We start from the raw sequence: 24,239 nt of genomic DNA, 5'->3' as shown, positions 1-24,239 counted from the left end.
CAGGCAACAGGAGGCCCTGACTCTTAATGAGCCTTTTTAATGAGTGTTAAATGCATTGCCCGGTGCGCATCGGCGCATCAGGAATCAGGCGCGCCCGTATCTGTCCGCAAACCGCACCACATCATCCTCATCGAGGTAAGATCCGGAGCGTACTTCAATCAGATCGAGCGGAATTTTCCCGGGGTTCTCCAGACAGTGGGTCGCTCCCAGCGGAATATAGACAGACTCGTTTTCAGCGAGCAGTTTGATATCATCATTAATTGTCACTTTCGCGGTGCCAGCAACGACAACCCAGTGCTCAGCCCGATGATGATGCATCTGCACGGACAATCCCTCGCCAGGCTTGACGGTAATTCGCTTGACCTGGTAACGGTCTCCGGCATCAATGGAGTCATATTTACCCCATGGATGATAAACTTCGCGGTGAATGTGGTGCTCATGGCGTCCATCAGCTTTAATTTGCTCCACCACTTTTTTGACATCCTGTACTGCGTTGCGATCGGCAATCAGTACCGCATCTTTGGTCTGCACCACCACCAGATCTTTCACCCCAACGGTCGTCACCAGCCCGGATTCGGCATAGACGTAGCTGTTTTCCGTTTTGTGGCTAATGACATCGCCGTGATGCACATTACCTTCAGCAGTATGGGCGCTGATTTCCCACAGCGATGACCAGGAGCCGACATCGCTCCAGCCTGCGTTCATGGGCATCACCACCGCATCGGCCGTACGTTCCATTACCGCATAGTCCACAGACTCTTCCGGGCAGGCGAGAAACGCCTGTTCATCAACGCGAATAAAATCGAGATCGGGATCGACGGTACTCATGGCATTCTCGCAGGACTCAAGGATGTCGGGACGATACTTTTTCAGTTCCTCCAGGTAACGACCGGCCCGGAACAGGAACATACCGCTGTTCCAGTAATAGTCGCCGCTTGCCACATACGCCTGTGCGGTTTCCAGATTCGGTTTTTCAACAAACTGCGCCACCTCAAAAGCCACGGCGTCAGTATTCGCTGGAGAAACCTCGCCTCGACGGATATAGCCGTAACCGGTCTCCGGCTGGTCAGGAACGATACCAAACGTCACCAGCTTACCCGCGCTGGCATACGGCATCGCATTGCGAACCGCTTCGCGAAATGCCTCTTCGTCGGCAATCATGTGATCGGCCGCCAGTACCAGCAGCAGCGGATCGTCCCCCGGACACTGACGTTTTGCCGCCAGCGCAGCCAGCGCTATCGCCGGCGCCGTGTTGCGTCCGGCAGGTTCGAGAATAATGTTCTCGGTCAGTTTGTGCAGTTGCCGTAACTGTTCCGCAACGATAAAACGGTGTTGTTCATTGCAGATAACCACCGGGCTTTCGCACTCCACACCGTTCAGACGGCAAATCGTCGTCTGCAACATGGTGAGATCGCCTTTCAGACACAGGAACTGCTTTGGATACAGTACGCGAGACAGCGGCCATAAACGGCTCCCCGAGCCACCGGCCATCACTACCGGAAAGAGTTTGTTTTGACTCATCATGTACCCCGAATATCAGCAATAAATTGACTCAGCACGTTTTCTTTATCCAACGTGCGTTCGGCATACTCACGTGCCACCGTGTTAACTTTTGGCATGGTTAGCACCTGTTGTATCCCGCCAACCAGCGCATTCACTGATTCAGGCTCGACACACACCGCGATGCCTGGGTGAGCGTCACACAACTGACCCAACTCGGTCTCAGGTTCGGCGGTAATCACCGCGTTACCGCCAACGGCGAGAATATTAGTCAGTTTGGACGGCAGTACCGCATCCGCCGCGCCGCGCTTTTGTACGACCAGATGACAGTCCGCGAGCTTGAGCAGCGCAGGCAGCGCTTCATAAGATTGCAGCGGGAAGAACATCACGTTACGCAGGTCGCGTTCGCTGACCATGGTCTCCAGCCGCGCTTTGCCCCCGCCCTGCCCGACAATCGCAAACAGCCAGGGTTGCTCACTCAACTGGGTCGCCGCCTCGATAACGCTCTCCAGCCCCTGCTTTTCACCGATATTGCCCGAGTAGAGAATGATTTTTTGATCTGCGGGCAATCCCAGTTTCTGGCGCAACGCCAAAGCATCGGGATCGGTCACGTCACGAAAGCGCGCCACTTCCGACCAGTTCGGAAAGAAAATAACCTTGTGTGGCGCAACGCCTTTTTCCATGGCTTTGTGCATCATGGAACGGGAAATCGTCGAAATATTGTCCATGTTGTGTAAACCACTGCGTTCAAAGGCGCTGGCCAGTTTCGCCACCATACCGCGCTTACCTTTGCCCGCCATACCAAGTCCCAACATGGCATCGACTTCATAATCCTGAATGTGGAGCAGCGTGCGTGCGCCGCTGAGTTTTGCCAGCAAGCGCATACCCGGCGTACAAAACAGCGTCGGCACCACGCCGATGATGCGATCCGGCTTCCAGCGACGTTGCGCCAGCAGCGGGAAGAAACTGCTCAGGGCGAAACTGCCCAAATGCAGCAGGCGCTTGAGCGTTGAGGGTTGCTCAGGCACATACAGCGGACAACGCCAGACATTGGCATCCCCCTCCTCGCGACGATAGCGCCAGGATGAATAGCGACCATTAACTTTCCATTGCGGATAATAAGGCGGCGCGGTGATCACCCGAACGTCATGACCTTGTTGCGCCATCCACTCCACCATTTCACCGGTGTATTTGCCGATACCGGTCAGCTCCGGCGAGTAGTTAATGCCATACACCAGGATCCTCATAGCCCAGGTACTCCGCTCTGGCTTGCCTGGCAGAAGTAAGCCCGGCTGTTGGCGTGTACGCTGTCACTGGCCTGAATCTCTGTCGCCGCCAGCCAGCGGTAGGCATCATGTTGGGCATCAGGCAGTTGCAGGTCGTTTGCTGATACACGCAGACGAAATCCCAGCACGATGTAATGCGTTGAGAAATCATCCCCGGAAAAGTTGTCGTCATAGAAGTGCTGCCAGACACCATAAAACTCAGCGGCGGACAGCGGTAGACGCACCCCCAACTCAGCTTCAGTCAGCCGTTCAAAAGCCGCGTGGAGCGATTCATCTTTTTGCACACGACCGCCGGGAACGAACCAGTAGCCCTGCGCCGGACGATTGAGACGCTTACCGAGCAGAAACTCTCCCTCGGCATTTTCCACGATCAAATCGATAGAAATCAGCGGGGTTGAACGTACAACGGTGGCAAAATCCTCATGACGTAAAAACATGCTTACCCCCGATAACGCTGCTGGTTTTCAAGGAACCACTGCCAGGTGCTGGCAAGCCCTGCCTCAAGTGATATCTCGTGATACCAGCCCAACTGATGCAAACGCGTAACGTCGAGCAATTTACGCGGCGTCCCGTCCGGTTTACTGGCGTCAAACACCACGCGTCCCTTATAACCGACGACCTTGGCGATGGTCTGGGCCAGCTCACGGATGGTGCAGTCCACGCCGGTACCCACATTGATGTGCGACAGCATCGGCTGGGTATATTCCTGCCAGACTTCATGAGCCAGCTCCATTACGTGGATACTGGCCGCCGCCATATCATCCACATGCAGAAACTCGCGCATCGGCGTACCGCTTCCCCACACCACCACATCCGGCGCATTTTGCTCGCAGGCTTCGTGAAAGCGGCGCAGCAGCGCCGGGATCACATGCGAATTGCTTGGATGAAAGTTGTCATGCGGCCCGTACAAATTCGTCGGCATCACCGAGCGATAATCACGGCCATACTGACGGTTATACGATTCACACAGCTTGATGCCGGCTATTTTGGCAATCGCATACGGTTCATTGGTCGGCTCCAGTTGCCCCTGCAAGAGTTCGCTTTCGGCTATTGGCTGGGTAGCATGTTTGGGATAAATACACGATGATCCGAGAAACAGCAGTTTATTCACGTTATGCAGATGCGCCGCATGAATAATGTTGCTCTCAATCATCATATTTTCGTAAATAAAATCAGCGGGATAAGTGTTATTGGCTACAATTCCCCCCACTTTTGCCGCCGCCAGGTACACCTGGTCAATACGTTCAGCGGCGAAGAACTGACGCACTGCTTCGCCGTCCAGTAGGTTAAGCTCATCGCGGGTACGCAGCACCAGTTCAACATTATCTCGTTGGGCCAGCTGTCTTACGATGGCGGACCCCACCATCCCGCGATGGCCCGCCACAAAAATACGTTGTTTCTTCATCCTCAGTACTCCAGCGCGATGGCAACCTCGTAACCGTGCGACTTCAGCAGGGAATGTTTCTTCGCTGCTTCAAGGTCGTTAGCGACCATTTCAGAGATCATCTGGCGCAGCGTAATCTCCGGTTTCCAGCCGAGTTTTTCATGCGCTCTGGCCGGGTCGCCCAGCAGCGTTTCTACTTCTGCCGGACGGAAATAGCGCGGATCGACGGCGATTATCACGTCCCCAGGTTTCACGCCTGGCGCATCGTGTCCGGTCACGGAAACCACAATGCCTTTTTCATTCACGCCCTCACCTTCAAAACGCAGTTTGATACCCAGTTGCGCCGCCGCCATTTCTACAAACTGACGCACGGAATACTGCACGCCGGTGGCAATGACGAAATCTTCCGGCTGATCCTGCTGCAGCATCATCCACTGCATCCTGACGTAATCTTTGGCATGCCCCCAGTCACGCAGCGAATCCATGTTGCCCAGGTACAGGCACGACTCCAGGCCCTGAGCGATGTTGGCAATGGCGCGGGTGATTTTACGGGTGACGAAAGTTTCACCACGGCGTGGAGATTCGTGGTTAAACAGGATGCCGTTACAGGCATACATACCGTAGGATTCGCGGTAGTTAACGGTAATCCAGTAGGCGTAGAGCTTAGCCACCGCATAGGGCGAACGCGGGTAAAACGGCGTGGTCTCTTTCTGCGGAATTTCCTGCACCAGGCCGTACAGTTCTGAGGTGGAGGCCTGATAGAAACGGGTCTTCTTTTCCAGACCGAGGAAGCGGATAGCCTCCAGCAAACGCAACGTACCAATTGCATCGACGTCCGCGGTGTATTCCGGTGAGTCAAACGACACCGCGACGTGACTCATGGCGCCCAGGTTATAGACCTCGTCCGGTTGGACCTCTTTTAAAATACGGGTCAGGTTGGATGAATCCGTCAAATCACCATAGTGCAGATGGAATTTGGGGTTGCTTGAATGTGGATCCTGGTAGATATGGTCCACACGTTCGGTGTTGAATGATGAAGCGCGACGCTTAATGCCGTGTACTTCATACCCTTTTTCCAGCAGGAATTCTGCCAGGTAAGAACCATCCTGCCCGGTTACGCCAGTGATGAGAGCGACTTTTGACATGTTATTACCTCTTCAATGATCCCCTCAGGGAGTAACTTTCTCAACGCGTTCGCGCGTGACTACTGCGGGGTTTCCCCGACAAACGACATTTGCTGGCAGCGATTTAAATACGCTGCTTCGTGCTCCAACGACGGTGCCATCGCCAATCGTCACGCCTGGCGCGACAAAGACATCTGTCGCCAGCCAGCATTTATCGCCAACCACAATCGGTGTGGCGTTAATATCAAAATATTGGCTGGCGTAATCATGACTTCCGGTGCATAAATAACTTTTCTGCGAAATAACCGCATGGGCGCCAATCGTAATATTACCTAACGTGTATAAGACCGCGTCATCGCCCACCCAGGCATAATCTCCCAGGGTTAATTTCCACGGATAAGTAATTTTTACTGAAGGTCGAATAACTACGTTTTTTCCTATTTTCGCGCCGAACATTCGTAATAAAAACGCACGCCAGCGATACATTACCTGGGGTGACCAGCGAAATAGTGTTGCCTGTACCGCCCACCATAATTGCACTTTAATGACGCCGCCACCGCGAAAACCTTTCGGCACGTTAAAGCCGCTTAAGTCTTGCATAATGTGCCCTTACGTTTTGCCATATAAGGTTTTGGTTTTACCGGTTGTACGCAACCGTAAATATTCAGAAACCCCAGTAAAAAAACCTGGCATATGTAATATCTGCCGCTGCACTTTTTTTGCATCGCGGCATAATTCCAGATTATTCGTCGTTGACACCCCACCCATCGAAAACTCGGACACCAGCCCGTCCAGTTTTTTGAAAGCGTAACCAGACTTGTATAATTGGGCGGCCAGCGCGTAATCGGACGATATTTTATATTGCAAATCATAGCGCCAGACATTCAGCCCAGAGAGCGGAAAAAAGATGGCCTGATGACTGGCGGGCAGGCTGTGATAAATATACCAACCCGGCTTTGCCCGGCGCTTAATTTTGTTGCCATTGCCAAAATCCAGCAACGCGTCGCCGATCACCATGGCTTTATCGCTCTGCGTTTTTAGCTGGCGGATAAACTGGGCCGCGTCGGCATGTAGAATATCGCCGGAATTGAGGAACAGTGCAAACCGCCCGCGCGCCATCGCAATGCCTTTGTTCATCGCATCATAAATGCCGTTATCCGGCTCACTGACAAACCGTAACCGGTGCTCTCCACCGAGTCCTTCAAGAAACGCCGACGTACCGTCAGAGGAGCCGCCATCAACAACAATCCACTCAAAACTGATATCGCCTGCCTGCGCCAGCTGTGCCAGCGAGGCGTGAGTTTTGACGATCCCTTCCAGATTGCGAAAGGCGACGGTAATAATACTGAGCAGCATGTGATTTACCTCGCGATATTCAGCGCCTTGCGCAAAATAAACGGACATACAATTAAAAAAGCGTATTCCGGACTAAATACTGACCCTGTAAAAAACAGCGACAGCGGCGTAAAAAGATAAAGCTGCACCCGAAAATTCTGATTATCACCAAAAGCAGTGATCATCATCTTGATAACTTTCCCCATGTACCACAGGGTTAATATCACGGCGAACCATGAAAAATAAATAATCAGCAGATACAAACCATTGTCTATCGTTTTACCCACATCCGCACCGTTAAAAATTCCGAATGACGCGACATATTCATAAAGCGAACCGAATCTTACTACACCATCAACATGCATTAGCGAATAACCGACCATTACTAACGGACCTACGATTCGATAATACGATGATGAACCCTCGGTTCCTAAATCTCCAAGGCGCGTTGCGATGTACGGAAACGCGAATATCACACCGACTAAAAACACGCTTAATGAGATTATCGCCAGCGGCAACTTCTTTTTTATCGCATCCTTATTCAGGTACTGGAACGCCCACTCCAGGAGATAAAACAAAATAAACGTCATTACCCCTGAAAACGATCCTGATAATATTATCCCTGCCAGAATCATAGCATCGGACTTAGGTGTTTTGATACCAAACTGTTTGATACTGAGCCAAATTGAGATTAACGCCAGAGCGAAGAATGCCGGTTCGAAATAAAGTGCGGTGGTGCGTTTTCCGCCAAACTTAATAAAGTTCAGAACATAGCTGTTACTGTAAATAAGATATTTCGAAATAACTTCCATTAAACTGCTACCGCCGCTGAGAATGATCTGTGCCATTTCAACTGCCGCTAACCCCACTACCAGCCCAACGACCAGCCAGAAAAAGCGCAGGATCTTAATGTAGTTATGCGGCGAAATGGTTTTGAAGCGAATGCTCCACACCATGCCAATAATCACCACGGTATAGACAAACAGCATCGCGGACGTGACGTACTTACTGGCATCCAGCGATTGACCGAACAGGTAGTTAAACGCCGTCAATCCTCCCCCCACGCCCAGCGCTATCATTAATTTTTTAATATTGATGCGCTCGACAAACAGCAACAGCAGAACGGGCAAGAATGTGACAATCGTTATCGGGAAGCTCTCGCCAAGCTGGGCAAGTTTGACGTTAACCAGCAGATAAAGCAGCGGTAGCAGCAGATAGCTACAGATTCTGATAGAACGAGACATATTCCTCCAGCATCTGTTGCCCACTGTATGCCACCCGGCTGCGCTGGCTGAACTCGGCAAGCGACGTGTCGAATACCGCCTGCGCGATGTCTGATTTTTTCAGTTGTACCAGCCGCAGTACATCCGCTTCACTGAACGTTTTACCGCCCGCTTTCGCCAGCACCTCCCGTGCAGCCTCGCTGTGCGTAGCAATCACCGGTACGCCGATGGAAAGCGCTTCGCACAGAATCAGCGGGTAATTATCAACGCGGGAGCTGAACACCAGTCCATCCATCTCGTTAAGCGCATTCATCAACGTTCGCTTATCGCTTTCGAAGCCATGATTGATAACGTTATCGCCAACAAAGGGCGAAAATTTGCCGAAGGTATGCAGCTCAATTTTTTCTCCCAACGCCATCAACTCCTGCACCAGCTGCTGATTGGTTTTACCGTCATAGCGCAGGTCATGAGCCACTACAGCGATTTTCGGTCTGCCGTGTGGCTCATATTTGGCGGGCAGGTCGGCAAGAATGGCTTCGGTTGCCACATCAATACCGTTGTTAATAATGCGGCAGCGCCCCACGCCATACAGGCTGTTGAACGCGTCGGCCACATGCTGGCTGGGAGAGATAAACTGGCAGCCAAGCGCTAACATGTCGCGAAACATCTGCCGTTTTCCGGGCAATTGCTGATGGGCTTTGTCAATTTTTACCGGCGGATAGTTACTCAGCGTCGGGCATTTCTGACAGCCCGTTTTCCAGCTTTCACAACCATCGGTGAAAGCACAGCGTCCGGTCACGCTCCAGTGATCATGCAACGTCCAGACAAAGGTGATGTCCGGTTTATGCGCCTTCACCTTTTGGCAAAAGGCCACCACCTCTTCCAGATTCAACCAGTAGCTGTGCAGCACATGAAAATGCAGCACCAGCGGGCCGGAAGTGCGGGTCACCGTACGGTATAAATTGTTGAGATTGCCGAACAGATCGCGGTTAGCGAAACGAAATAGCGCAATATTCGCCACCGATGTCAGACGCGGCGTATGTTTGATAACATGCGGATAATCCCTGTGGCTGGCGCTTTTCTTGCCACCTTTGCCATAGCCGTACACAAAGCGCGACGACAGTCCTTTCTCCAGCGCACGAAGATGCAGATCTAAGGCTACGCCTGCCGCTCCACCCTCTGCGAGTCGCACATTAAATTGCAAGATATTCATTTTGTTACCTTCACTCGTGCTTTCTCGCCTACCACCAGCGTGTTATCAGGGATGCTATCCACCACCACGCTCCCGGCGCCAATGGTCACGTTATCGCCAATAGCGATATCGCCGAGCACAGTGACGTTGGCCCCCAGTTCGACACCGTTACCGATGACCGGACAGGACAGATCTTTGCCGCCAGGATTGCCAATGGTGACACCGTGGCGCAGGGTTAAATCGTCCCCTGCCACCACGTGTTTATTGATCACCACGCCATAACCATGATGGATGGTCAAACGACGACCGATAGATGCAGCGGCCTGAATTTCATAACCAAACAGGCATTCAGTGATCAGGCGATACAGCACCAGCACCGGCGCAGCCCACAGGTTGTTCACGATATTTTTTTTACGCCAGACGGAGCAAAAATGGGCAATCCGATAGGCCACTACCATGCAGCAGGGGCGCAGACTCCAGCCGTTCGCGCGTAAATCTTCCAGCATACTTAGCGTCCTCGCAGTCCGTCGGCCAGACGCTTACTGTTGCGAATCGAAAGCAACGTCAGCAGCGTGCGCCAGTTCATTCGTTTATTGCGGATCTGGTAGAGCGTAAACAGCTGATATTTCTTACTCGCCCGGTCAAATTTACCTTTGTGCTTGCGATAGAACTGAAAGTAGCCGGAGAATTTATGCGGTGATGAGGTAATGCGCATCTCACCGTGGTTCACATGCAGGATCTGCGTCGCCTCTTTGACCTTCCACGGTTTACCGTACGCCACCACCATCCTGAGGAAAATGTCGTAATCCTGCGCGGCTTTCAGTGTGGTATCGAACAGGCATGCTTTAAAACGCCATGCCCATGTAAACACCTGATTACCAATAATATTGCGCTTATAAAACTTGCGTCTGGAGTAAACTGACTTCGGATAGAGCGGCAGACTGGTTGGTTGCGAATACACTTCGCCTTCGCAAACATAATCATTGGCGTACAGAAACGCGTGCGTGACCAGTTGATGACGATGTTGCAGAAACACGCTCAGGCGATTCGGCGTCCATTCATCATCATCATCAATACCCGTAATATATTGCCCACTGGCCTGCATGATGGCCTGATTGCGCACCGCACAGGCCCCGGAGTTCGTCGCGTTATGCGTATAGCACACGCGTGGGTCGTTGAGTTCCTCAACGAACTGCTGCAATTGCTCATACGAGGAAGAACAGTCATCAACAATGATCATCTCCCAGTGAGGATAGTCCTGACGCAACACCGATTTAATCGCCCGAATGGCCAGCTGTTGGCGATTCCAGGTTGGCATGTAAATTGAAATTAGTGGGTTTTCTGTCGTCATTTTCGTTTCCCAAATAAAGTTGCCTGATGGCGCTACGCTTATCAGGCCTACATTCGATATGCGTTGCTGTTCGTTATCTATTTCGAATCCGACGTGTACTCGTATTCGTAGTAACCGTAATCCTGATACCCACTGGCACGGCGGAAGATAGAGTTCAGGATCACCCCCTTCACCTGAATGCCATTTTGCTCAAACCGACTCAGGCTGGTTTCCACCTCTTTCAGCGTATTGACCGCATAACGCGCCACCATCAGCGTGGTGCCGACATGGCGGCCAACAATCGCCGCATCGGTCACCGCCAGTATTGGCGGGGTATCTATCAGCACCAGGTCATAGTGCTCGCTGGCCCACGTAATCAGTTCGCCAAAGCGTTCACTCATCAGAAGCTCTGAAGGGTTAGGAGGGATTTGTCCGCGAGGGATCAGATCAAAATTCGCAATGGAGGTCGGTTTCGCGCAGGAGGTAATATCTCCCTTACCGACGAGGAGCTCGGACAGACCGTTGACGTTATTGGTCCCCAGCAGTTCGTGGGTATAGCCTTTGCGCATGTCGCAGTCGATCAACAGCACGCGTTTATGAGTCTGGCTAATGACCGCCGCCAGGTTAGCGCAGACAAATGTTTTACCTATCGACGGGCTGACGCCGGTCAGCATCAACACGTTGTTGCGCGCCTGCATCATGGCGAAGTGCAAACTGGTACGCAGGCTGCGGACCGCTTCTATGGCGAGATCCGTTGGATTCCCCACCGCCAGTAACTGGCTTTGTTTGTAGCGCTTCACACCTTTAATGGTCTGAACGTTATCACGCGCTTTTTGCCATTCTGAAAGCGGGATGCTGGCATACACGCTGATGCCATGCTCTTCCAGCGCCTGCGGGCTTTCAATGCCGCGATTAAACAGGGAACGTAGCAATACGCCCACTACCGACAGCATCAAACCAAGAATAATACTACCGAGAATAATCAACGCCTTTTTCGGCTTCAGCACGCCTGGCTGGGCAATCGCGGGATCGACGATGCGTACATCTCCGACCGTACTCGCCTCGGTGATCTTCAGTTCCTGTTGCTTATTTAACAGCTGCATATAGACCTGCTGACCGGACTCCACATCGCGGGTCAGCCGGACAATTTCCTGCTGCGTTTTCGGCATTGCCGTAACACGCCCGTTCAGCTTACTTTTTTCATCTTCCAGCGCCTGGCGTTTTTCCAGCAATGTGCGGTACGCCGGGTGCGCTTTGGTGAATAACTTGGAGATTTCCGCTTCTTTAAAGGTCAGTTCGTTGAGCTGCGCATCGATATTTACCATGGAATCCAGCACCGCTTTAGCTTCCAGCGGCAAATCCACGGAGTCTTTATCCTGACGGAAGGCATTCAGCTTGTTTTCAGCAACGTCCAGACGGTTACGCACCTCAGGCAACTGTTTTGCCAGAAACGCCAGACTTTTAGCGGCCTCTTCTGACTTACGCTCTACGTTTTGTTGCAGATAGTTGCGGGTAATACCGTCGAGGATCTGGCGGATTTGTTCGCGGTCTTCGCCGGTAAAAGTCAGGCTCAATACGCCAGTATCTTTGCCGGTTTCTGTCACCATCAGGTTATTTTGCAGGGTGTTAATCATGCCCAATGTGGAAAATTTGCTGACGGTAAATTGGCTCTCAGGGCTGGCATGAATCGCCTCAACCAGCATCGTCACGCCATCGCGATTCAATAATTGCCCAACCTGACCGCGGGCGCTAAATCCCCCATCACTGACTAATTGATAACTTTTGTCGTTCAGCACGCTTAGAGTAAAGGTCTGTTCCTTCATCGCCTTTGGCAACGTGAAGGTGGTGACATTAACGGTTTCATTCTGACGACCCATCAACCGATCCCAGCCGGCGCCAAAAATCGGAAACGTATCTTTCGTCACCGCGATATCCAGATTGAGATCGTCTACCGTTTTTCCCAGTACCAGCCGTGACTGAATGAGCTGAATTTCCGCTTCCGAGGCCGGCGGTTTATTCGACAACGCCGAGCCAATATCCTGCACCAGGGAATTCCCGGTATTTTGCTCAATTTGCACCAGCGCATCCGCACTGTAGATCGGCGTGGCAAACAGCGTGTAAACCGCCGCACACACGGCAAAAGCTGCGGTAATCCCAAGTACCCACCAGCGAGCTTCCACCACTGTCCCTACCAGACGACCAATATCGATTTCATCATTGCCCGTAACCGGCGCGGCAGACTGTTTTACTTTTTCTGTCATTGTTTTCCCTGCTCCGCGTTCAATGCCTGAGCCCATTGGCGGGCAGACCGTTCAAGTAATGCGTACACCGCGTCAAACGCATCTCGACTTTTACGGTACGGGTCGGGAATTTCGCGTTCGCTGTCCCAGTGACCAAAGAGCATCACTTTGCCGCGCATCTCCGGCACCATTTCACACAGGGCTGAGATATGGCGTTTTTCCATGGTCAGGATCAGGTCATACTCCCGGCACATGCGTCCCGAGATCTGCCGGGCACAATGATTTTCCAGTGACAGGTTGTGCGCCTGCGCGACGCTGATAGCACAGGGATCCGCACCTTTACCCACCAGCGCCCCGAGACCCGCAGAAGAGACCGTCAATGCCGGATGAAACTTCCTTAACAAGCGTTCCGCCGTTGGGGAACGGCAAATGTTCCCCACACAGACAACTAATATTTTGTTAAACATGACGATTACCAGTTGTGAAGGTCGCTGGCCGTGTCCGTCATATAGCGAACACCGCTAATGGTCGGCAGCAACTGATTGATCAAACGGTTCCAGCGGGCAACCGGTGCGGTCGTGACATACACCACATCGTAAGGCTGGAGTCGGAATGACGTCGCCATCACCAGCGAAGTCGCATCGGACATATCAAGCTGATAGATATTCGCGATCTTGCCGTTGTTCCCGCTTTCGCCTTTCAACGGACGAATAACGAAAATGCCGCTGGCGTTGGAGGTAGTCAGATCGATACCTTCCGCATTGCCAAGCGCTTCAGTGAGCGTCATACCGCTGAAGTCCATTTTGAGGGTGCTCTGCTTTTTCACTTCCCCCATCACGAAGACTTTCAAATCGTCATTACGCGGAACAAACAGAATGTCGCCAGGATAGAGCAGACGGTTCTGGCTCAGATCGCCATTTTGCATCAGCGCTTGCAGTGAAATACGTTGCTCCTGCCCTTTGTGAGTCAGTACAACATTGCGCCAGTCAGCCGCCTCGGTGAGACCGCCTGCGGCGTTAATGGCATCAAGAATGGTAAGCGGTACGTTGGTGATGGCCTGCTGGCCAGATTTGTTCACCTGCCCGGAGACATAAGCCTTCTGCGAGCGGAAAGCGGCGATATTAACGTCCACCTGCGGGTCAGCGATGTACTTCGCTAAGCGCCCGGTAATATCACTACGAATTTCGGCTAACGTTTTTCCCACCACGCTGACTTTGCCAATATAGGGGTAAAACATGGTGCCATCCGGCTGCACCCAGTTGCCGGTATCGCTTGAGCTACGATACTGCCCGGCCGGGGTTGTAAGTTCAGGATGATCCCAGACGGTCACATTCAGGACATCGCCCGGACCGACCCGATACTGATATCCTGCAATCTCCTGCTCCAGCGACATGTTAGGCTGCGCAACATTAGGACGAGGACGTAATTGCTCGACCAGTCGCGGGGTCAGTGGATAAACATTCACCATCCGGTTGATATCAAAATCAGCGTCCTGCTGTTTAATCACATCTTTGCCCATCGTAGACATATTGCTGCCCGGAAGCACGGTACAACCGTTTATCAAGATTACCGATACCAGGACTGGTATCAATTTAAGTTTGGAGTTCATCATTGATTATTTATCACTTTGGCAGAGTAATTATCACGTGCGTTCTAAATAGCGGCTTCGCCTGTACACATTTACCTTGCCGTTAATTGAAAAGGAATTTAACTGGCATCAATCCTAAAAATAATGGATTCATCTGCGGTCTCTTGACAGAATAATTCAGGCTTGTTTTCAGGTGGCCAGACACGCTACCGCCCCTGGCTTCATTAGCTACCAATGCACTGATTAATTTAAATTTTTATCTTCTCCTTTATTTTCATCACATTCAGAACAGCAACGCATCGGGAATAACGTCACTGGTTGATGAGGAAATATTTATCTTTTGATTATTACCGGAAGAATTGTTGCAGCTAAGTGAATAGCAGGCAAGATAACAAGCCTCCGCTCACTTGCTTTTAAGAATAATATTAAGGCTATAATTTATATATTTTTAGGATTTTATCGATATTGACAGCATTGCTAAATAAATACACCACCTGCGATATTTCCTAAATATAATTAGCTAAAGAAAATTATTTCCTGTAGTTACATTACGGCTATTTCCCGCTGGCATCCTGATATAACCACCAGAGAAATCCCTTTCCGGCATTGCATTTTCCGCCAGTTTTACCCATGATCGAATTGTGACAATTGTCATACAACTATGGGTATAGCACTTACTATGGAATGGATTGCCGATCCGTCAATCTGGGCCGGACTCGTCACGCTAATCGTGATCGAACTTGTTCTTGGCATTGATAATCTTGTTTTTATTGCCATCCTCGCGGAGAAACTCCCTCCTGCCCAGCGGGATAAGGCGCGTATTACCGGGCTCCTGCTGGCAATGGTCATGCGACTGCTGCTGCTGGCATCAATATCCTGGCTGGTGACGCTGACTACGCCACTGTTCAGCATTCGCGGCCTCAGTTTCAGCGCGCGTGATCTGATCATGCTGTTCGGCGGTTTCTTCCTGTTGTTTAAAGCCACAATGGAGCTAAACGAACGGCTGGAAGGAAAAGACAGCGACAATCCCACCCAGCGTAAAGGCGCTAAGTTCTGGGGGGTGGTCGCGCAAATAGTGGTGCTGGACGCCATATTCTCTCTGGATTCAGTCATTACAGCCGTCGGGATGGTCGATCACCTGGCGGTGATGATGGCGGCGGTGATTATTGCCATCAGCCTGATGGTGCTCGCCAGCAAGTCGTTGACTCGCTTTGTCAACAGCCACCCAACCATCGTTATTCTGTGCCTGAGCTTCCTGCTGATGATTGGTTTCAGCCTGGTCGCCGAAGGGTTCGGTTTCCACATCCCGAAAGGTTATCTGTACGCCGCTATCGGCTTCTCGGTGATGATCGAAGCCTTGAACCAGCTGGCAATCTTTAACCGTCGTCGCTTCCTGTCAGCTAATCATACCTTGCGCCAGCGCACCGCCGAGGCGGTGATGAGGTTGCTGAGCGGTCAAAAAGAAGATGCCGAACTGGATGCCGAAACCGCTGCTATGCTGGCGGATCATCAGGAAGGGCAGATTTTTGCGCCTCAGGAACGGCGGATGATTGAGCGCGTACTGAATCTTAATCAGCGTACCGTCAGCAGCATAATGACCTCACGCCACGACATTGAACACGTCGATCTCAACGCACCCGAAGCAGAAATTCGCGCTTTACTGGAAAAAATCCAGCATACGCGTCTGGTCGTTACCGGGGAAGACGAGCAGGAAGAACTGCTGGGCGTAGTGCATGTCATCGATCTGCTGCAGCAGTCTCTGCGCGGTGAGCCGCTCGACTTACGCGTTCTGATTCGTCAGCCGCTGGTGTTCCCGGAAACGCTGCCGCTGCTTCCGGCGCTGGAGCAGTTCCGTAATGCCCGCACGCACTTCGCTTTTATTGCTGATGAATTTGGTTCTGTAGAAGGGATCGTGACGCTCAGTGACGTGATGGAAACCATCGCCGGTAATCTGCCAAATGAAGTAGAAGAGATTGATGCCCGCCATGATATCCAGAAAAATGCCGATGGTTCGTGGACGGCTAACGGTCACATGCCGCTGGAAGATCTGGTGCAGTACGTCCCTATTCCGTTAGATGAAAAACGTGAATATCACACCATTGCCGGGCTTTTGATGGAATATTTACAGCGTATTCCGAAAACCGGAGAGGAAGTTCAGGTTGGCGACTACCGACTAAAAACCTTGCAGGTGGAAAACCATCGCGTGCAAAAAGTCCAGTTGATACCGCTACACGCTGAAGAAGAGATGGATTACGAGGTGTAAATCACCCGCCGGATGGCGCATCAGTCGCCATCCGGCAATTTGAATCAGAGTTTATCCAGCAACTTCTTAACATCTTTACCGTTGCGGGAGTCTTTATTGCGATCGGCCCAATCGTTCAGACGACGTTTCGCTTCATCCTGCAGATGCTTACGCAACAGCTGATCAACCTGCAAGTTATAGTTCAGCGCCTGCCACTGGCCATAAACCCTGAGAGGAACCGGCGTGGCTTTCAGGAACTTAATCAGCTTGCTTTCGCCATCCCAGCCGCCCAGCACGCGAATGTTAAACTGCGTGTCGCAATTCTGCTTCACCAGATCCAACGTCCCCTTGCCCGTCAGCGCAAGCATCGCAGACTCACCGGCCATATTATCCAGCGTAACCTCGCCGTTATCCAGCGTCAGATCGGTTACAAAGCGATCCAGTCGGGTGACGTTATCCAGGTTTTGCTGTGATTTAACATCACCGCCGCTGCGTTCTACGGCTTGTTGTATCATCTGCTGGAAGTTCATCCCTTCCATTCGCGTATCGCTCATTTCGACATGGGCCTGGCCTTGCCAGCTATGACGAAACGCCTGGGCGTCAATATCTGAACCGGAAAAATCTCCCGCCAGTGACAGCTTGCCGGTCAGCGCGATGGGGTAGTTGAAGGCTTTCAGGATTGTGCCAATTTCTACACCTTCCAGTCGCGGATGAAAGACTGCTCGCGGCTCATCTTTTCTGGCGTCCAACGTACCGGGAAGCGAAACATGTCCACCGTCATTTTTCCCTTCCAGTTGCACGACCTTCAGTAAGCCGAACTGGTTATCTATTTTTGCCGAGACATTCTCAAACGCCATTTTACGCCACAATACCTTGTCAGCCTGTAACGTGATGTCTGCCGAGAATCCCTTGAGTCCCTGGTAAGAGACAGCATCAACCTGCGAAGCAATGACGGGACGCGCCAGCGTCGCCTGACCCTGGCCTTGCTGCACCTCACCGTTTGTCGCTGCCACGGCATCGCGTTGCACAATCAGATTGTCCAGATTGAGCTGACCAAATTTCAGGTCGACGAGCCATTCGGGTTTATCTAACAACGACACCTGGGCTTGCCCGGCGAGAGAGCTGTCATTAGCGGTCAAATGAATCTGGCTAAACGCGAGCTGTTTTTTCTCTTCCAGCCACTGCGCCTGAAGCTGTCCCTCACCTTTAATTCCCTGCGACGGCAAATCGGCTCCCTGCAGTTGCCAGCTTAACTGCTCAATATTAGCGGACAAATTATGCGGGTAGTCGGAGGCATCGACGGTGCCGTTTAAGGATAACGCAAGGTCACGCTGATCGCGGTTCACGCGCCCGGAGAAATCAAACGTACCACGGTGTTGGCTATCCTGTTCCATCTCCAGACGAATATCGCGAACCGTAACCTGCTCGTCGTCTTCATGCTGGAATACCAGAACGCTGTCGGCCACGCGCAGACTGGCGATATCAAACGACCATCCTTTGTCTTCCGCCAGATCGGGCAACGTATTGTCTTTGGGAGCAACGGGCGCATCTTGTCCACGCACCGCCTCAGTTTGTGGGGTCAGTTGAATCACAGCCCCCTTGAGCATCACCTGCTTCACACTGAGCTGGTGGCTCAACAACGGCCACAACGCGACGTCGAGACGCATATTGTCGGCACGAATCAGGGGTTCACTGGCACCTTCAGCGGTTAACACCATGCGTCCCGAGAGGATGCTCAGCTGAGGCCATACGTGCCAACGCAGAGGACCATCCAACTGCAGCTGATATCCGCTACGCACAGCAACCTGCTTGACCATATACGCACGGAAATCATTCGGATTCACCAACAGTACTAACGCAGAAAAACCGGCCACCAGCACGACCAGAAGGATCATCAGCGTTGTCAGAAATCGTCTCATGCTATCCCCAATGGACTGAAAACATTCAGTCTTTATCGATCCGGCTGGCAACAGCGCCCTGCTGATCGCGATACTTTGCATCCTGACGACGGTTGTAAGGTCGCGCAGCCGGACCGGAAAGCGGTTCGAAACTCAACGCGCCAATCGGCATGCCCGGGCGCAGGGCCAGCGGTAATTTTCCGGAGTTGTAAAATTCCAGTACGATGCACCCTGACCAGCCCGGATCGATACGGTGTGCGGTAACGTGTACCATCAGTCCCAGACGCGCTAATGAAGAACGTCCATCTAACCAACCAACGAGATCGGAAGGCAACGTCACGGATTCGAACGTCACCGCCAGCGCAAGTTCCCCCGGATGCAGGAAAAATGCCTCGCCGTCCTTGAGGACGATTTCATCGCTCATTACGCGATCCAGCGCGGCGCTGACTTCATCTTTCGGTCCACTCAAATCGATATACGCCGCCGTATGACCGCGGAACGTACGGAATTTGTTACCAAGACGCACATCTACCGTGGCGCCATTGATTCGCTCGACAGGAGGGCGTGGAGTGATCGACAGGCGACCTTCATCCAACCAGGCTTCAATATCTCGGTCACATAAACGCATGGCACTTTCTCCTTTCGTGCTTCAACCCCTTAATGCCAGGTGCGTTAAGGGTGAACCAGGTTATCACTGAACGGTACACAATTCGCTGAACTTATTCAAAGAACTGGCTGATTTTAGCCTTCAGAATATCGATGGCGATGCGGTTTTTACCCCCGCGCGGCACGATGATGTCGGCGTATTGTTTTGAAGGCTCAATAAATTGCAGGAACATTGGACGTACGGTTTTTTGGTATTGCGCCATCACCGAATCCATAGAACGACCACGCTCGTTCACATCCCGTTTAATACGGCGCATCAGGCAAATATCCAGCGGCGTATCAACAAAAATTGAGAAGTTCATCTCGTCACGCAAACGCGCGTCTGTCAGCAGCAGAATGCCTTCCAGGATGATCACTTTCTTGGGTTCGATATGAATAGTGTCTTGCGTGCGCGTATGCTCAACATAGCTGTAAACGGGGAGTTCAATGGCGCTACCGCGTTTAAGCGTTTGTAGATGTTGAAACAGCAGACTGTGATCCATCGCGTTCGGATGGTCGTAGTTGGTTTTTACACGTTCTTCCATCGACAGATGGCTTTGATCTTTGTAATAGCTGTCTTCGGGAATAACGCCAATATGTTCGTCACCGACTTGTTCACGTAATTCGCGATAAAGCGTGCTGGCAATAAGACTCTTGCCGGAAGCCGATGCGCCGGCGATGCCGATAATGACGCACTGATGGGACTGATCAGTCATAAATTTAGCGACCTGATTAACCTGGATGTAAGGAAGGGCGGCGTCGAAACGCCAAACGCGGCCAATTATAGGGATTTCAGCGGCGCGATGCCAGTCCAGCCTGCACCAATGCTTTCCTTGTCGCAAATTAAAATGATCAGTTTTAAAGCAGGTGCTAAATTTATCTATCAGCCTTAGGAATTAATAGCTTGAGAGTGTTAATTTATGAGCAGCTGGCGTATAAATTGTAAATTGTTTGTACTAGCATAATCGCAGATTAAACATGATGTATCCGGCATATCTCCCGGACGACATCGGCTATTTGGGTAGAGTGGTAATGAGTAAACAATCCCAACATGTTTTAGTTACCTTACCTCATCCTCTACTGCGCATGGCCAGTTTAGGTCTGGTGGCTTTCATTTTTACGCTATTCTCGCTGGAACTGTCACGTTTCGGTGCGCAGCTGGCCCCGCTTTGGTTCCCAACGTCAATCATGATGGTGGCTTTTTACCGCCATGCGGGAAAGATGTGGCCGGGAATCGCGCTGGCTTGTTCATTTGGTAATATCGGCGCGTCTTTACTCTTCTTCCCCGGAGAATCGCTAAGCTTCACCTATACGACCATCAACATTATTGAGGCTATCGTTGGCGCAATGCTATTGCGTAAACTGCTGCCCTGGTACAACCCCTTACAAAATCTTAACGACTGGGCGCGCCTGGCATTTGGCAGCGCCGTGGTTCCCCCTGTGTTGGGCGGCTTGTTACTGTGGTTATTGCTGCCAAAGGAAACCTCGTTAAATACTTTTCTTATTTGGGTTCTGTCAGAATCCATCGGCGCGCTGGCGCTGGTGCCGTTAGGTTTGCTGTTTAAGCCACATTATTTGCTCCGCCACCGCGACCCGCGGTTACTGCTGGAAACCGTCATCACACTTCTGGTGACCTTGACGTTCAGTTGGCTGTCCATGATGTATCTTCCATGGCCTTTTACCTGCGTTATCGTCCTGTTGATGTGGAGCGCTGTTCGCCTGCCGCGAATGGAGGCATTTTTAATTTTCCTCAGCACCGTGATGATGGTCTCGATGATGTTGGCCGCAGACCCTTCTCTGCTCTACATCCCCAAACCCAACTTGATGACCAGCCTGCCGTGGCTGCCGTTTTTGATGATCCTGCTGCCGGCCAATATGATGACGATGGTGATGTACGCGTTTCGGGCCGAACGCAAACATATCTCTGAAAGCGAATCGCGCTTTCGCAATGCCATGGAATATTCCGCGATTGGTATGGCGCTGGTGGGGACCGAAGGGCAATGGCTCCAGGCGAATAAAGCGTTGTGCCAGTTTCTGGGCTACAGCCAGGATGAGCTACGTTCGCTAACCTTCCAGCAATTAACCTGGCCGGAAGATCTGAACAATGATCTCGAACAGCTGGATATGCTGGCGCGCGGAGAAATCAACAGCTACTCCATGGAAAAACGCTATTACACGCGCTCCGGTGATGTCGTCTGGGCCTTGCTGGCCGTTTCGTTGGTGCGTCATAGCGACAATACCCCCCTCTACTTTATTGCGCAGGTTGAGGATATTAACGATCTGAAGCATACCGAGTGGATTAACAAGCGGCTGATGGAGCGCATTACCCTCGCCAACGAAGCCGGGGGAATCGGAATCTGGGAATGGGAGCTTCAGCCTGACGTAATCAGTTGGGATAAGCGCATGTTTGACCTCTATGAAGTCCCTGCGCATATCAAACCCAGTTGGCAAGTCTGGTATGACTGCGTTGTGCCCGAAGATCGTGAACATGCTAAAAATGTCATTCGCGATTCGCTGGCCGCCCGGGCCCCCTTTAAGCTCGAGTTTCGTATTGCGGTCAAAGATGGCGTGCGGCATATCCGCTCACTGGCAAACCGGGTACTGAATAAAGACGGTGAAGTTGAACGCTTCCTTGGCATCAATATGGATATGACCGAGGTGAAGCAGCTTAACGAAGCGTTGTATCAGGAAAAAGAACGTCTGCACATTACGCTGGATTCAATTGGCGAAGCGGTGATTTGTATTGATGTTGATATGAACGTGACCTTTATGAATCCGGTCGCAGAGAAAATGAGCGGCTGGCAGCAGGAAAGCGCAATCGGCATTCCGCTGCTGACGGTACTACGTATTACTTTCGGCGACAACGGTCCGCTGATGGAAAATATCTACAGTGCTGACATGTCGCGTACGGCCATCGAGCAGGAAGTCGTTCTGCATTGTCGCAACGGCAGCAGTTATGACATTCAGTACAGCATCACCCCCCTTAGTACTCTCGATGGCGGCAGCATTGGCTCGGTGCTGGTGATTCAGGATGTCACCGAATCACGTAAAATGCTGCGCCAGCTTAGCTATAGCGCCTCGCATGACGATCTGACGCAGTTGGCAAACCGCGTCAGCTTCGAAAATCATCTAAAGCAGTTACTGCATACGGTTCACGACACGCACCAACAGCATGCTTTGGTTTTTATCGATCTCGATCGTTTTAAAGCCGTAAACGATAGCGCCGGTCACGCCGCAGGCGATGCCCTGCTACGCGAACTCTCTTCACTGATGCTAAGCATGCTGCGTTCCAGCGATATGCTGGCGCGCCTTGGCGGCGACGAGTTTGGTCTGTTGCTGCCGGATTGTAATATCGAAAGTGCCCGCTTTATCTCAGGTCGCATCATCAGCGCCATCAACGATTACCACTTTATGTGGGAGGGCCGGTTACACCGCATTGGCGCCAGTGCGGGGATTACGCTCATTGATGAAAAAAACCATGTCGCCAGCGACGTCATGTCTCAGGCGGATATTGCCTGTTATGCGGCGAAAAACAGTGGGCGTGGGCGAGTCTGCGTTTATGAACCCCAGCAAAGCGAGGCTCATGCTGCGCGAAGCCAGCTGTCATTGGATGAACAAAGACACACCATTACGCACAATCCAATGTTAATCATCGCCAGGGGCGTGGCCTCCCCGCGTATACCGGAGACGTTCAGCTTTTGGCTCCTCTCGCTACGTTTAGGGACAGCTGAAGGGGAGATTATTGAAGAACACGCTTTCCGTGCCGGGCTGGTCGATCCTACATTGAATCAGGCGCTTGACCGCCGGGTATTCACCGAGTTCTTCCAGAGTGCTGCCCCGGCCGTCGCCAGTAAGGGACTCAGCATTGCCCTGCCCCTTTCCGCCGCCGGGCTGCTGAATACAGAACTTGTTGACGAGCTGCTGGGGCAACTGCAAAGAAGTCCGTTACCACCACGACTGCTGCACCTGACCGTTCCGTCTAACGTGATAAAAACAAACCCAACGCAGGCTATATCCACATTACATCGACTGCGTCAGTGCGGATGTCGAATTATTTTAAGTCATGTCGGTCGCGATTTAGAGCTGTTTGACAACCTGAAGTATCGCATGGTTGATTACCTGCTGCTCGACAGCGAGCTAAGCGCCAGCGTCCACGGTAACTTGATTGACGAAATGTGGGTGTCCATTATCCAGGGCCATGCTCAGCGTCTGGACATTAAAACCATCGCCGGCCCGGTGCAGTTGCCGCTGATCATGGATGCGCTTTCTGGCATCGGGATTGATATGATTTATGGCGATATCATTGCCGACGCCCAACCGCTGGATCTGCTACTGAATACCAGTAATTTCGCCATCAACTGACGGCTGCCAGCCATCCGTATACCAGATATGTAATAACGCATAGGAGCGCCAGGGTTTCCAGCGCTCTGCATACCGCCGTATCTGGGCGGGCGTCATGCCGGCAAAACGTTGTTTAATCAGATAGTCATCCGGCAGAAAAACATCTTTCGCCTGCCAGCCCCGCAGCGCAAAGTAGTTGGCGGTCCAGCGCCCTATTCCGGGGAACGTTTGCAGATGTTTGACGCCTTGCTCGATATCGGCAGGCGCTTGCGTCGCAAGCGTTCCATCCAGCGTCGCGCGAGCCAGATGAATTAACGCTTCAGCGCGTTTGAGCGGCATCCCTAACGCTTTCAGGTGTAATGGTTCGGCATCAGCGAGCGCTTCAGGGGTAGGGAAACACACATACTCTGGCGCATCCTCCAGCGTTTGCCCATAAGTATGCGCCACTTTCGCCGTCAGTTTCGCCGCCATAGCCACGCTGACTAACTGCCCTAAAATCGCTCGTACTCCTTGTTCAAAAGCATCGACACTGCCCGGCAAACGCAGTCCCGGACGCGCTGCCCCAAGGCTTCCCAGCGCGCTGGCTATTTGCTGCGGGCAACAGGTAAGATCGAATAAACGTGTCATTTTAGCCAGACACTCTGCGGCCACCGGCTGTAGCCCCTGACTCAACGTCACGTGTAGTTGATGGGTGTGTAGATCCGGTATCACGCGCACCAGACCACGATGATTCCCGACGGACAGGCTTCTGACATAACGCAGATCCCCCACGGTTTCTACCCCTTCCACCGCACGGGCGGCCAGGAACCCCAGCATCCAGGGCCAGTCGTAAGGCGGTTGCCAACTCAGCGTGAACATTGCATTTTCCTTTTCCAGCAAACCTACAGCATAAACGGTATTCAAACGATACG

At 52.0% G+C, this 24,239-nt stretch carries 20 protein-coding genes; 2 read left to right on the top strand and 18 right to left on the bottom strand.

All coding sequences use genetic code 11. The annotated features are described in order from the left end of the window. Positions 1-84 precede the first annotated feature (84 nt). From cpsB to FDX14_RS17165, 14 genes are all read right to left on the bottom strand, one after another. Positions 85-1,521: a mannose-1-phosphate guanyltransferase gene (gene cpsB, locus FDX14_RS17230; protein ID WP_137349938.1), complete on the bottom strand. Its 1,437-nt coding sequence runs from the start codon at positions 1,519-1,521 to the stop codon at positions 85-87. Beyond that, entirely contained in the window at positions 1,521-2,747 is a 1,227-nt protein-coding gene (wcaI, locus tag FDX14_RS17225) for a colanic acid biosynthesis fucosyltransferase WcaI (protein ID WP_137349937.1), read from the bottom strand. Before wcaI ends, cpsB begins: the two co-directional genes overlap by 1 nt. Next, positions 2,744-3,223: a GDP-mannose mannosyl hydrolase gene (locus tag FDX14_RS17220; RefSeq protein ID WP_137349936.1), complete on the bottom strand. Its 480-nt coding sequence runs from the start codon at positions 3,221-3,223 to the stop codon at positions 2,744-2,746. Before FDX14_RS17220 ends, wcaI begins: the two co-directional genes overlap by 4 nt. A 2-nt stretch (positions 3,224-3,225) precedes the next feature. Next, positions 3,226-4,191, bottom strand: a complete 966-nt coding sequence (fcl, locus tag FDX14_RS17215; protein WP_137349935.1) for a GDP-L-fucose synthase — start codon at positions 4,189-4,191, stop codon at positions 3,226-3,228. Positions 4,192-4,193: 2 nt separating this feature from the next. Beyond that, a complete protein-coding gene (gene gmd, locus FDX14_RS17210; protein WP_038641779.1) occupies positions 4,194-5,315 on the bottom strand; it encodes a GDP-mannose 4,6-dehydratase in 1,122 nt (373 codons plus the stop codon). Between the two features lie 24 nt (positions 5,316-5,339). Further along, positions 5,340-5,894, bottom strand: a complete 555-nt coding sequence (gene wcaF, locus FDX14_RS17205) for a colanic acid biosynthesis acetyltransferase WcaF (protein ID WP_042307461.1) — start codon at positions 5,892-5,894, stop codon at positions 5,340-5,342. 9 nt (positions 5,895-5,903) lie between these two features. Next, a complete protein-coding gene (gene wcaE, locus FDX14_RS17200; protein ID WP_137349934.1) occupies positions 5,904-6,650 on the bottom strand; it encodes a colanic acid biosynthesis glycosyltransferase WcaE in 747 nt (248 codons plus the stop codon). 5 nt (positions 6,651-6,655) lie between these two features. Further along, entirely contained in the window at positions 6,656-7,873 is a 1,218-nt protein-coding gene (gene wcaD, locus FDX14_RS17195) for a colanic acid polymerase WcaD (protein ID WP_042307457.1), read from the bottom strand. Beyond that, on the bottom strand, positions 7,848-9,065 hold the full coding sequence (wcaC, locus tag FDX14_RS17190) for a colanic acid biosynthesis glycosyltransferase WcaC (RefSeq protein WP_042307454.1): 1,218 nt from the start codon (positions 9,063-9,065) through the stop codon (positions 7,848-7,850). Before wcaC ends, wcaD begins: the two co-directional genes overlap by 26 nt. Continuing rightward, positions 9,062-9,550 (bottom strand): colanic acid biosynthesis acetyltransferase WcaB, encoded by a 489-nt coding sequence (gene wcaB / locus FDX14_RS17185; protein WP_137349933.1) that lies wholly within the window; start codon positions 9,548-9,550, stop codon positions 9,062-9,064. Before wcaB ends, wcaC begins: the two co-directional genes overlap by 4 nt. Before the next feature lie 2 nt (positions 9,551-9,552). Then, complete coding sequence (wcaA, locus tag FDX14_RS17180; protein ID WP_042307450.1) at positions 9,553-10,395, bottom strand: colanic acid biosynthesis glycosyltransferase WcaA; 843 nt, start codon at positions 10,393-10,395, stop codon at positions 9,553-9,555. A gap of 77 nt (positions 10,396-10,472) precedes the next feature. After that, positions 10,473-12,635 (bottom strand): tyrosine-protein kinase Wzc, encoded by a 2,163-nt coding sequence (wzc, locus tag FDX14_RS17175; RefSeq protein WP_137349932.1) that lies wholly within the window; start codon positions 12,633-12,635, stop codon positions 10,473-10,475. Beyond that, positions 12,632-13,081, bottom strand: a complete 450-nt coding sequence (gene wzb / locus FDX14_RS17170) for a low molecular weight protein-tyrosine-phosphatase Wzb (RefSeq protein ID WP_038641798.1) — start codon at positions 13,079-13,081, stop codon at positions 12,632-12,634. Before wzb ends, wzc begins: the two co-directional genes overlap by 4 nt. A gap of 5 nt (positions 13,082-13,086) precedes the next feature. Then, positions 13,087-14,226, bottom strand: coding sequence for a polysaccharide export protein (locus FDX14_RS17165; protein WP_042307444.1), 1,140 nt, complete (start codon positions 14,224-14,226; stop codon positions 13,087-13,089). A 655-nt stretch (positions 14,227-14,881) separates the two neighbouring features. Between FDX14_RS17165 and FDX14_RS17160 the strand changes: the two genes are divergently transcribed. Continuing rightward, positions 14,882-16,465: a TerC family protein gene (locus FDX14_RS17160; protein ID WP_137349931.1), complete on the top strand. Its 1,584-nt coding sequence runs from the start codon at positions 14,882-14,884 to the stop codon at positions 16,463-16,465. Positions 16,466-16,509: 44 nt separating this feature from the next. On the opposite strand, the gene asmA is transcribed toward FDX14_RS17160, so the two are convergent. From asmA to udk, 3 genes are all read right to left on the bottom strand, one after another. Further along, complete coding sequence (asmA, locus tag FDX14_RS17155; RefSeq protein WP_137349930.1) at positions 16,510-18,363, bottom strand: outer membrane assembly protein AsmA; 1,854 nt, start codon at positions 18,361-18,363, stop codon at positions 16,510-16,512. A gap of 25 nt (positions 18,364-18,388) precedes the next feature. Continuing rightward, positions 18,389-18,970: a dCTP deaminase gene (gene dcd, locus FDX14_RS17150; protein WP_003834269.1), complete on the bottom strand. Its 582-nt coding sequence runs from the start codon at positions 18,968-18,970 to the stop codon at positions 18,389-18,391. A 91-nt stretch (positions 18,971-19,061) separates the two neighbouring features. Continuing rightward, positions 19,062-19,703 (bottom strand): uridine kinase, encoded by a 642-nt coding sequence (udk, locus tag FDX14_RS17145; RefSeq protein WP_003036776.1) that lies wholly within the window; start codon positions 19,701-19,703, stop codon positions 19,062-19,064. A 316-nt stretch (positions 19,704-20,019) separates the two neighbouring features. On the opposite strand from udk, the gene FDX14_RS17140 reads away from it, so the two are divergent. Then, the gene (locus FDX14_RS17140; RefSeq protein WP_137349929.1) at positions 20,020-23,349 is read left to right on the top strand and encodes a diguanylate cyclase; all 3,330 of its coding nucleotides are present in this window, start codon (positions 20,020-20,022) and stop codon (positions 23,347-23,349) included. On the opposite strand, the gene alkA is transcribed toward FDX14_RS17140, so the two are convergent. Beyond that, a complete protein-coding gene (gene alkA, locus FDX14_RS17135; RefSeq protein ID WP_042307985.1) occupies positions 23,317-24,186 on the bottom strand; it encodes a DNA-3-methyladenine glycosylase 2 in 870 nt (289 codons plus the stop codon). The genes FDX14_RS17140 and alkA overlap by 33 nt on opposite strands. Positions 24,187-24,239: the final 53 nt, after the last annotated feature.

Origin of the sequence: Citrobacter sp. wls710 (genome assembly GCF_005281115.1) — a bacterium.
Taxonomy (GTDB): Bacteria; Pseudomonadota; Gammaproteobacteria; order Enterobacterales; family Enterobacteriaceae; genus Citrobacter; species Citrobacter werkmanii.
This window is presented reverse-complemented; position numbering and strand designations above follow the sequence as displayed.